A 9,305-nucleotide genomic window follows, 5' to 3' on the forward strand; every position below is an offset into this window, starting at 1 on the left:
CTGCGGTCAACCATCGCGGCGAAGATGTGTCCGATGCCTTGAAAACGTTTGATTACCATTACGCCGTTGAACACGCACCGGGGCCCTACCAAGGTGTTGTTGAACCCCATGCGATAATCCTTGACCTTGGCGATGTACCGAATGACACACCTGTGACACTATTTCTCAGTGGATGGATCTTTCCAACGGATACCAGCATCAACGTTGCTTTGTTCCAAAATCCCGGAATTAATCCCAGTTTTCCTTCGGTTGCCGTTAAGGACGAAACCGGAAACTGGAAAACTGTTATTGATATGATTGGATTACCAGCAGGTAAAAATAAGACGATTACGGTTGATCTGACGGGCAAATTTCTATCCGGTGACCGACACGTTCGGATCGAGACCGATATGCAAATCTATTGGGACGCAGCGTTTTTTACTGTCGGCGCGCAAGACGTACCGATAGAGATGACAACGTTGAACCCGGACAGCGCGGATTTGCATTACCGCGGTTTCTCCGAGATGTATCGTCCGAACCCGCATGCCCCGCATCTGTTTGATTACCAAAAAGTGACGACAGACGCACAATGGCGCGACCTCGCAGGCTATTACACCCGCTACGGGGATGTCAACCCTTTATTACAAGAGGTCGATGATATGTATGTTATCCTCAACGCTGGAGATGAAATCACAGTAGAATTTGATGCTTCACGCCTCCCGGAATTAAAACCAGGATGGGTGCGCGATTTTATCCTCTATAGCGACGGTTGGGACAAAGATGGGGACATCAACACCCTCACATCACAGACGGTTGAACCGCTGCCGTTTCACGGGATGTCCGCCTATCCGTATCCTGAAACTGAGCATTATCCAGATGATGAGGCGCATCGACGGTATCAGCTTGAATATAACACACGCCGTGTGGAACATCGTTTACCACCGTTGAGTGGCTCAGAAAAGTAGAGTGAAGTGTCAATTTTCGCTAATGAGGCTCTAACTTGACCCCTAACGGTTGATATATTGGAGACAGGACTATCATGATGCATGTTCAACGTCATCTCTGATTCGACGTAAAGGGATATAGAGACAAAGCGTCGCAATAACCAAGATGCCAGCCAGCACTGCGTAAGGATACGCCTCTTTTGCATAGAGCCAGCCGCCGAGTAGCGGTCCCAAAATGCGTCCTAAACTTAGAAAAGCATCCATAATACCGATGGCTGCGCCTTGACCAATTTGCGTCTGCTTGGAAATCCACGATGTGTTCGTCGGACGGATCAACTGATTACCGATGCCAGTGAGAGTTAGATACAAAGTCAGCGATGCAAAGGAGTAAGCTGCGAGCAATAGCGCCATGCCGAGCGCGTTGAGCAGCAATCCGGTGAGAACAATCCGTCGCTCTCCAAACTTGTTGATCAATCTGCCGAGTAGACCACCCTGCAGTGGCACAACGATCGCACCCATGATCATGAACATCCATCCCATCTCTCTCTCTCCATAGTCCCACTTATCTTCAATAAACAGCGGAAAAGTCATCTCCAATCCTGAAAAACTGAAGGTAGAGAAAAATGCGACGAAAAAAAGCGGTGTGAGCGGCGATTTTAAAGTTGTCTGACGAAATATCTCACGCGGAGAGATCCATTCATGCCGATCTTCGAGTGCCTTGCCTGTAAGACCTTTCTGGAGTGATTCTGGTAGTAAAACAAGGGCGAAGAGAAAAGTGAGCAGGGATAGACCACCAGCGACAAAGAACGGCATATCGTGGCTGCCCATGACCCCACCGATCGCCGGTCCGAGAATGAAACCGAGTCCCATCGCCGCGCCCATTAACCCCATACCTCTGCCGCGTTCCTCTGATGTGGTTATGTCGGCAACATAAGCCATGACGCTCGGTAGCACCGCCGCTGAAGCGATACCGGCTGCACTACGTGCAATGAAAAGCCATGCGTAATCCTTTGCCAACCCGAAACCGATTAAGGCAGCAGCATTCCCAAGCAATCCAAGTAGAATCGCCGGTTTTCTACCGTGTTTATCCGATAACCTACCCCAGATGGGTGCAAACAGCAGCTGCATCCCGGAATAGATGGACATTAATATCGCGATTTCAGTGGTGGTTGCTCCAATCTCTTTGGCGTAATAGGCGAGGTTCGGAATGATGATGCCAAACCCAAGCATCACGAAGAATAGGGTTAAGAACAGGAGAAGTAGTTTTGATTTTTCCATCTAAGATGAACGCGAGAATCCGCGACGATGAATCCATACCTTTTCCGCTCCAGTGGACTGTCAGCCTTGATGATAGCCCAGGAGCAATTCTAAAATATAATACTGACTATTATAGCAGGTTTGGGCAAGTACATCAATATAAAAACGAGATTCACAGATCTCCTCTGAAAACTGATCACTGAAAACTGACCATTAAATAATGACAAAATTCTTCTATCAAAAAGTACAATTGGAAGCACACTGATTCAAAAATTTATTTGGTAATTTTAGAAAATATTTGGTATCATATAGACGGTTTCATAATGCTTCATACATTCAACGATTGAACTTAAATATTGGAGGAAAGATGGCAACCGAATTTGTGCATCTACACAATCACAGTGAGTACAGCATGCTTGATGGCGCGTGCCGTATTGAGGATATGGTCAAGTGGGCGGTCGAAAACAGTGCGCCGGCTGTTGCGCTCACCGACCACGGCAACATGTTCGGCGCATGGGAACTTTACGATAAAGCGACAAAAGCGGGGGTCAATCCAATTGTCGGTTGTGAAGTGTATGTTGCACCCGGTGACCGAAAAAAGCGCGGGAAGGAACAAGGAGGTCCCTATCACCTCACGTTGCTTGCTGAAGATGCAACCGGTTACCAAAATCTTCTCAAATTAGTATCAATTGGATACACAGAGGGGTTCTACAGCAAACCGCGCATTGATATGGACATCCTGCGCGAACACCACTATGGAATTATCGCACTAACAGGGTGTATCCAAGGACAGGTGCCACAACTCCTCTGCTCAAGTCGGCGAGAAGAAGGTATCCAAAATTTCAAGACGTTGATGGAGATAATGGGAGAACGGAATCTCTACGTTGAGGTACAAAACCATTATATTGACAAGGAACTTGAAGCGTATCCAATAATGGTTGAATTGGCGAAAGAGTTTGGGCTACCGCTTGTCGGTACAAACGATTGCCACTACCTCCGCAAATCGGACCATGGGATGCACGATGTCCTCCTCTGTATCCAGATGAAGAAGACCGTCAACGAGCAGCAACGGATGCGGTTTGACAACCACTTTTACTTTAAAAGTGTTGACGAAATGCGGGAAGTATTGAAGGATTATCCGCCGGAAGTCATCAGTAATACGCTTGAAATAGCCAATCGGTGTAATCTTGAACTCGAATATGGCGAGAGTGTGATGCCGAAATATGAGGTGCCTGAAGGACATACAAACGACAGTTATCTTAAGGAATTATGCTATCAAGGGTTACGCGAAAAGTATGGTGAACTTTCCGAGGCAATTCGGAAGCGACTTGATTACGAACTCGATATTATTAGCAAAACCCGCTACTCCGGCTACTTCCTCATTGTCTGGGATTATGTTAAATACGCACACAAACAGGGCTATCCGCTCTCCGCACGCGGTTCTGCTGCAAGCAGTTTGGTACTGTATGCCCTCGATGTGATTACCTTCAACCCGATGGACTACGACTGTCTCTTTGAGCGGTTCCTGAACCTCGAACGCATCAGCCCGCCCGATATCGACATTGATTTCGCTGATCGCGCCCGTGAGCATGTTATTGACTATCTCGTCCAAAAATACGGTGCAGATTCTGTCGGTAAAGTCGCCACCTTTGCGACACTGGGCGCGAAAGCCGCTATCAAGGATGTCGGACGCGCCCTCGAAACACCGCTCGAAGATGTTGTTCGGTTAACCGAACTCATTCCGTCTACACCCGGTATAACACTTGATGAAGTCTTGGACCAGGTGCCTGATTTTCAGAAACTCGCTGACCGTCCTGAATACCGAGAATTGATGGATCTCAGTAAATCCGTTGAAGGCATTAAACGGCACGTTTCTTGCCATGCCTCCGCAATCGTTGTCTCAAACGGGCCCCTCACTAACTATGTCCCACTGTTCAAGGATAAACATGACCAAGTTGCCTCACAGTTTGAAGGTAAAACCGTTGAAGGTGTCGGTATCGTCAAATTCGACTCCCTCGGTTTACGCAGCCTGACTGAGACCTACGACTGTCTACAGATGGTCAAGGCGAATCACGGTAAGGATATCAAGTTAGAAGAGATACCCTTTGATGATGAAAAAACCTACTCGCTCATCAGTGAAGGCCTCATCGCCGGTTTATTCCAGTTAGAGGGCTCCTCCGGCATGTATCGAGTCGTCATGCAACTCAAGCCCGATAACTTTGAGGAGTTCTCGGCAATTCCCGCACTCTATCGTCCGGGACCCATAGAAAGCGGGATGATGCAACAGTTCATAGATAGAAAGAACGGGTTACAAAAAGTAGAATATCTGCATCCAACGCTTGAAAACGCGCTCGAAAACACCTACGGTGTGTGTATCTATCAGGAGCAGGTGATGCAAATTGCGCGCGATATGGCAGGCTTTACGCTCGGTGAGGCGGACATCCTCCGCTCTGCAATGGGAAAGAAGGACGAAGCACTCCTCAAAGCGCAACGCGAGAAATTTATTCAAGGCGCCACCGAAAAAGGAATCGCTGCCGAAGAAGCAGAAGAGGTGTACGATTTACTTGAACCTTTCGGCGGTTACGCTTTCAATAAGTCGCATACCGTTGCTTACTCAATGTTAGCCTATCACATGGCATATCTGAAAACACACTATCCCCACGAATTCATGGCGGCAATGATGACGGGTGAGGCTGCTCATTCAGCGAAAGTTACCCGTTACCGCGCCGAATGTAAGAAACTGGCTGACTTCTTGGATGTAGAAATCAATCTACTCCCACCGGATGTCAATAGCAGCAGGAGAGAATTCACTGTAGATGGCAACGATGTCTGTTTCGGGCTTGTTGCCCTGAAAGGTGTTGGTGATGCCGCTATAGACTCCATCGTGGAAACACGGGAGGAAAGTGGTTCCTTTGCCTCGCTACAGGATTTCTGCGAACGTGTGGATACTAAACAGGTCAATAAACGCGCTGTCGAAAGCCTGATTATGAGCGGTGCATTTGATTCGCTTGAAGGCCATCGGGCGCAATACCTCGCGAGTTTAGAGAATATCATGAAAGCCGCGCAGAACGCGCAAGCCGAACGTGATCGCGGACAGATGAGCCTTTTTGGGGACGGAGAGGAAGCACCGACAGCAACCGTAGCACTCGTAGCAGCACCTGAATTGGACCCGTTGGAACGGCTTATGCGAGAAAAAGAGCAGCTCGGCTTCTATGTTTCCGGACATCCACTTGAAGAATATGGGGACATCATCGAGAACTACACAAGCACAAGCACCCAGAACCTCGCTGAAAACCGTATTGATTCCGAAGTTGATGTGGCTGGTATGCTTACGGAAGTAAACAATCACACCACGAAAAAAGGAGAGGCCATGGCGGTCATTGAGTTGGAGGATTTGGAAGGTGCCGTAAAAGTCGTCGTGTTCCCGGATGCCTACAAAAACGCGGTTGAACTCGTAGAAGGAAAAGTGGTTTGGATTCGTGGCACCGTCAAGCTTGATAACAGAAACCGCAATTCTGATTCTGATGAGGATACGCACAAGGAGGCACTGCAGATCCAAGCGAACAAGATATTGGATATCGAGTCTGTCGCGGAACAGCAGACTTCTGCACTTGAGGTGATAATTCCAGAAGCTGACCTCGAAAACACCGAGAAATTGGAAGCACTTCAGGAAATTGCGCGTGCCAACAGAGGCGACCACGATCTGATTTTACGCCTCATGAGTACCCGGTACGGCGAAGTTATTGCGCGGTGTGCCCAGAAATACAATATCGCATATAAACCGCAAATTATTGAACAGGTAGAGGGACTGTTTGGTGAAAATTGTATCAAGCCGAGCAATCGCACAATACGTGGTAAGAAAAGCCGTACTTCACAGATGGATTTTGTCTAAAAGAGGGAAGTGTGGAAGGATGGAAGAAAGTATCTCCCCACCTTCCAACCTTCCCGGTTTGTAAGCAGAAACGCAATGCAATTGGAAGGAAGTTTGCTATGCAGTATCGGACACTCGGTAAAACAGGGCTCAGCGTGTCAGAAATCGGCTACGGCGGCGGTAGGGTCCGCCCAGAACACGATGAAACAACACTCGTCAAAATGCTCCACTACGCGATGGACTGCGGTCTCAACTTTCTTGATACCGCGCCCAATTACGGTGGTGGCTACAGTGAAACGGTTATCGGAAAGGCAATTGCGGGCCGCCGAGAATCGTGCATTGTCGCTACCAAAACGGAGGCTTATGATCCAGACGGTATCCTCACGGACGTAGAAGGCAGCCTGCAACGGCTCAGCACCGACTACATTGACGTTCTACAATTCCACGGTGGTTGGTTCTATGCCGAAGAGACAGACCAGATTCTGAATAACGGTGGGTTAGAAACGTATTTAAAACTAAAGGCGGATGGGAAGGTTCGATTTATCGGGTTTTCTGCGGACGGTCCCTCCGGCGGCACGGAGCAGCTAATCGCCACCGGGCAGTTTGATATGATACAGACCCACTACAACCTGATGTATCAGAGCACCTGTGATGCATTCGGCAGACGCGGTATTATCCCCGATGCCGTCGCACAAGAGATGGGGATTGTGCTGATGCGTTCTACCACCAGCAACGCTTTCCAGAACCTCATGAAACACTGCTTCCCCAACGAGATGGCAGATGTTGATGTAGATAGTTTTTTGCTGAACTATTCCCTCTCAAACCCAATGGTGAACGTTGCCCTGATGAGCCTGCAGAGTATTGACGATGTGGACTGGACGAGCGCTGTATCAGATAACGTCGGAGCACGTTTAGATTTACGAGCGGTTCATGGCAGGTAGTCAACCAATCCCAACCAGTAGGCGCGGTTTTCAACCGCGCCGCGTGCGTTAAGGAAGTATGTTGTAGGAGCGAGCTGCGCTCGCGAACTTCTCTCCATATTCAACTATGGTTTCCGCGGTGGTCTCTCATCTACGGATGCCGCCTCCTTATCTAACACTTCTACGAGCCGATACTCGTACCGTCCGACATCCTGAATCCCTTCTTCTCGTTCATGAAGACTAACCTTCAGCGTCCAGATAAACCCCGGTTCAAAGTCAAATCCTTGTATGCCTTCATAAAAGAACTCCCACCGTTGGCGTTCCTCATTGAATTCAAGATAACACTCCTGCTCAAAAGCCCCCACACAGTCTACTTTATAGGGTCCGATGATGATCGTCTCTATATGTTCATCCCAACCACATCCGATAGTGAGGACAAGAAAAATTACAGTGATTGGGATGATTGGTTTTGTTGGAAATAACATGTTTTTCTTCGGTAATCTATGGATAGTTTTGGTGTCAAACCAGCGTGTCTCGGCTTTCTTAGGCGAAAGATGCTACAGTGGCGGCTAACGCTTTTTTGGCGATTTCTGGAACGGTTTGAGCAGAGGCAATACTTATATGGCAAAACAGAAATATTCCAATAAGTGCTACCAGAAACTGATGGCAGAGTGATTTGCTCCGATATTTCACCGAGAATCCTTCCTTTATTTATGTCGTATCAAACCACGCTTCCAATGTTTGTTCAGGGTCTATTTCCGGGTTGAAGATTAATAATCCTTCGTTCTGGGCAGCTCTCAACAGGCGTTGATCGGATGCAACGAGAACTAACGTGTCCCCAGTGCTGCGAAGTTTTACAGCAGCATTCAAAGCAGAACGTAACACCATCGCATCAACACTGTTGAGGGAATACGTTTCAATCAAATTTAGGGATGTCCAAACAAGTGGATCTGGAACAGGAAGTGTTTGAAAATCAGATTCATCAGAGGACACTTCACGGGTTAAGTTCACAACTGCATGTGTGAATTCGTATGGTGTGATACGTCCGTCGTTTTTCTTAGGAACGCAGATCCAAAAGACTTCTGCTGCGCCAATACTCAAACATTTCAACCGGTTCAAAGGAGTGTTAGCAAAAAGGTAATCAACATTATGACTGCCGCGCTCTTCAGTATACCGTTTGACAAGTGCGCTTGCATCAAAATAAAAATAATACACGGTTATTTCTCACGTTCTTCAATAATCGCACGGCTAAACTCGTTATCCTCGGCGCGAATACGGCTTGCCATACTTTTGCGAAACTCCTCAACAGGAATCGGTTCTACATCGGCAATTCCCATTTTTTCCAAGAGTTCATTCATAATTCTCGCGCCTTCTTTCTTATCTGCTGTATGTGCTTGATCCTCTACCTCGGTATGGGCATGCTGTGGAGCATTCGGTACCAATTCATCAACAAGCCAAGAGAGTTGTAGCGTTACGTGTTCCAGTACCTTCTCCAATCGATCTAACCGTTCGGCTAAGGTTTCAACTGTTTCAGCCATTGTCAAAACCTCCTTTCAGTGTTGTCAGATTTTTGATGACAAATTGAATCTCTTTATAAACAAATAATAGCATTTTCGTAAACAGATAACAACTGTATTTCGTAAACGCTGAATATCCTCTTAGTTGTTCACTTCTTAATCTCACCCCACTGAACAGCCAATTTGCCTTGAGATGCTACATCTCGTGCAATTCTCAACGCCTCCGCTAACCCTTTTTCGGCGGCAGTTTTCACATCTTCCGGCTCAACGGCAGCATTGCCGATGTAGACTTCATCGATTAATCCCTTAAACGGCGGACGGCTGATAATCACAGGAATCTGTGGTGTGCCTGGGTCGATATCCATTGGTACTTCTGTGTCAAGGTCTCCATCGACGTAGGCGCGCCGGACTTTCTTATCGTAGGTGAAAGCCACATGATGCCACGTTCCATCGACAATCAACGCTTTACTGTTAAAGTTTCCCCGATCTCGCAAAACTGGCGTACCGAAAGCACAATGGAGCCGCCCGTTGTTCTGATGAACAAACATGGCATAGTTGCGATCAGGCCAGGCATCTTTACCGACAATCATCCGCCATCCCGTTGCGAGGTCCTCAACGTTAACCCACGCCATCAGCGTAAATGTCGGAGTCGTGAACACATCATCGTGCGGAATCTCGATCTTGTCGCCCGCGCCACTGAAAGAGAGTGCCTTTCCAAATTTACCGTCAACGACTTTAGGTTTCCCAAAAACTTGCCCATCGTGTCCGTTACCTGAAGCGTCCTTAACCGTTTTGTCTATATCTTCATCAAAGAGCC

At 47.7% G+C, this 9,305-nt stretch carries 8 protein-coding genes; 3 read left to right on the forward strand and 5 right to left on the reverse strand.

Annotated elements, in window-relative coordinates:
* Positions 1 to 944, forward strand: a 944-nt coding sequence (locus OXH00_20075) for a hypothetical protein (protein ID MCY3743318.1), incomplete at its 5' end; no start/stop codon positions are given.
* Positions 945 to 1,016: 72 nt separating this feature from the next.
* Here the strand turns inward: OXH00_20075 and OXH00_20080 are convergent.
* Positions 1,017 to 2,201, reverse strand: a complete 1,185-nt coding sequence (locus tag OXH00_20080) for an MFS transporter (protein MCY3743319.1) — start codon at positions 2,199 to 2,201, stop codon at positions 1,017 to 1,019.
* Positions 2,202 to 2,547: 346 nt separating this feature from the next.
* Here OXH00_20080 and dnaE point away from each other — a divergent pair, with 346 nt between their 5' ends.
* Positions 2,548 to 6,072, forward strand: a complete 3,525-nt coding sequence (gene dnaE / locus OXH00_20085) for a DNA polymerase III subunit alpha (protein MCY3743320.1) — start codon at positions 2,548 to 2,550, stop codon at positions 6,070 to 6,072.
* A 98-nt stretch (positions 6,073 to 6,170) separates the two neighbouring features.
* A complete protein-coding gene (locus tag OXH00_20090) occupies positions 6,171 to 6,992 on the forward strand; it encodes an aldo/keto reductase (protein ID MCY3743321.1) in 822 nt (273 codons plus the stop codon).
* 104 nt (positions 6,993 to 7,096) lie between these two features.
* Here OXH00_20090 and OXH00_20095 read toward each other — a convergent pair whose 3' ends face one another.
* The 4 genes from OXH00_20095 to OXH00_20110 form a co-directional block, all read right to left on the reverse strand.
* Positions 7,097 to 7,456: a DUF4377 domain-containing protein gene (locus OXH00_20095; GenBank protein ID MCY3743322.1), complete on the reverse strand. Its 360-nt coding sequence runs from the start codon at positions 7,454 to 7,456 to the stop codon at positions 7,097 to 7,099.
* Between the two features lie 226 nt (positions 7,457 to 7,682).
* Complete coding sequence (locus OXH00_20100; GenBank protein ID MCY3743323.1) at positions 7,683 to 8,186, reverse strand: type II toxin-antitoxin system VapC family toxin; 504 nt, start codon at positions 8,184 to 8,186, stop codon at positions 7,683 to 7,685.
* A 2-nt stretch (positions 8,187 to 8,188) separates the two neighbouring features.
* The gene (locus OXH00_20105; GenBank protein MCY3743324.1) at positions 8,189 to 8,509 is read right to left on the reverse strand and encodes a hypothetical protein; all 321 of its coding nucleotides are present in this window, start codon (positions 8,507 to 8,509) and stop codon (positions 8,189 to 8,191) included.
* Between the two features lie 128 nt (positions 8,510 to 8,637).
* The coding region (locus tag OXH00_20110) for a LamG domain-containing protein (protein ID MCY3743325.1) at positions 8,638 to 9,305 on the reverse strand (668 nt) is incomplete at its 5' end.

This window comes from Candidatus Poribacteria bacterium (assembly GCA_026706025.1).
Taxonomy (GTDB): Bacteria; Poribacteria; WGA-4E; order WGA-4E; family WGA-3G; genus WGA-3G.

Excerpts from the sequence above, each read along its gene's own strand:
- OXH00_20080 (MCY3743319.1), bottom strand. The coding sequence starts at position 2,201 with ATGGAAAAATCAAAACTACTTCTCCTGTTCTTAACCCTATTCTTCGTG.
- dnaE (MCY3743320.1), top strand. The coding sequence starts at position 2,548 with ATGGCAACCGAATTTGTGCATCTACACAATCACAGTGAGTACAGCATG.
- OXH00_20090 (MCY3743321.1), top strand. The coding sequence starts at position 6,171 with ATGCAGTATCGGACACTCGGTAAAACAGGGCTCAGCGTGTCAGAAATC.
- OXH00_20095 (MCY3743322.1), bottom strand. The coding sequence starts at position 7,456 with ATGTTATTTCCAACAAAACCAATCATCCCAATCACTGTAATTTTTCTT.
- OXH00_20105 (MCY3743324.1), bottom strand. The coding sequence starts at position 8,509 with ATGGCTGAAACAGTTGAAACCTTAGCCGAACGGTTAGATCGATTGGAG.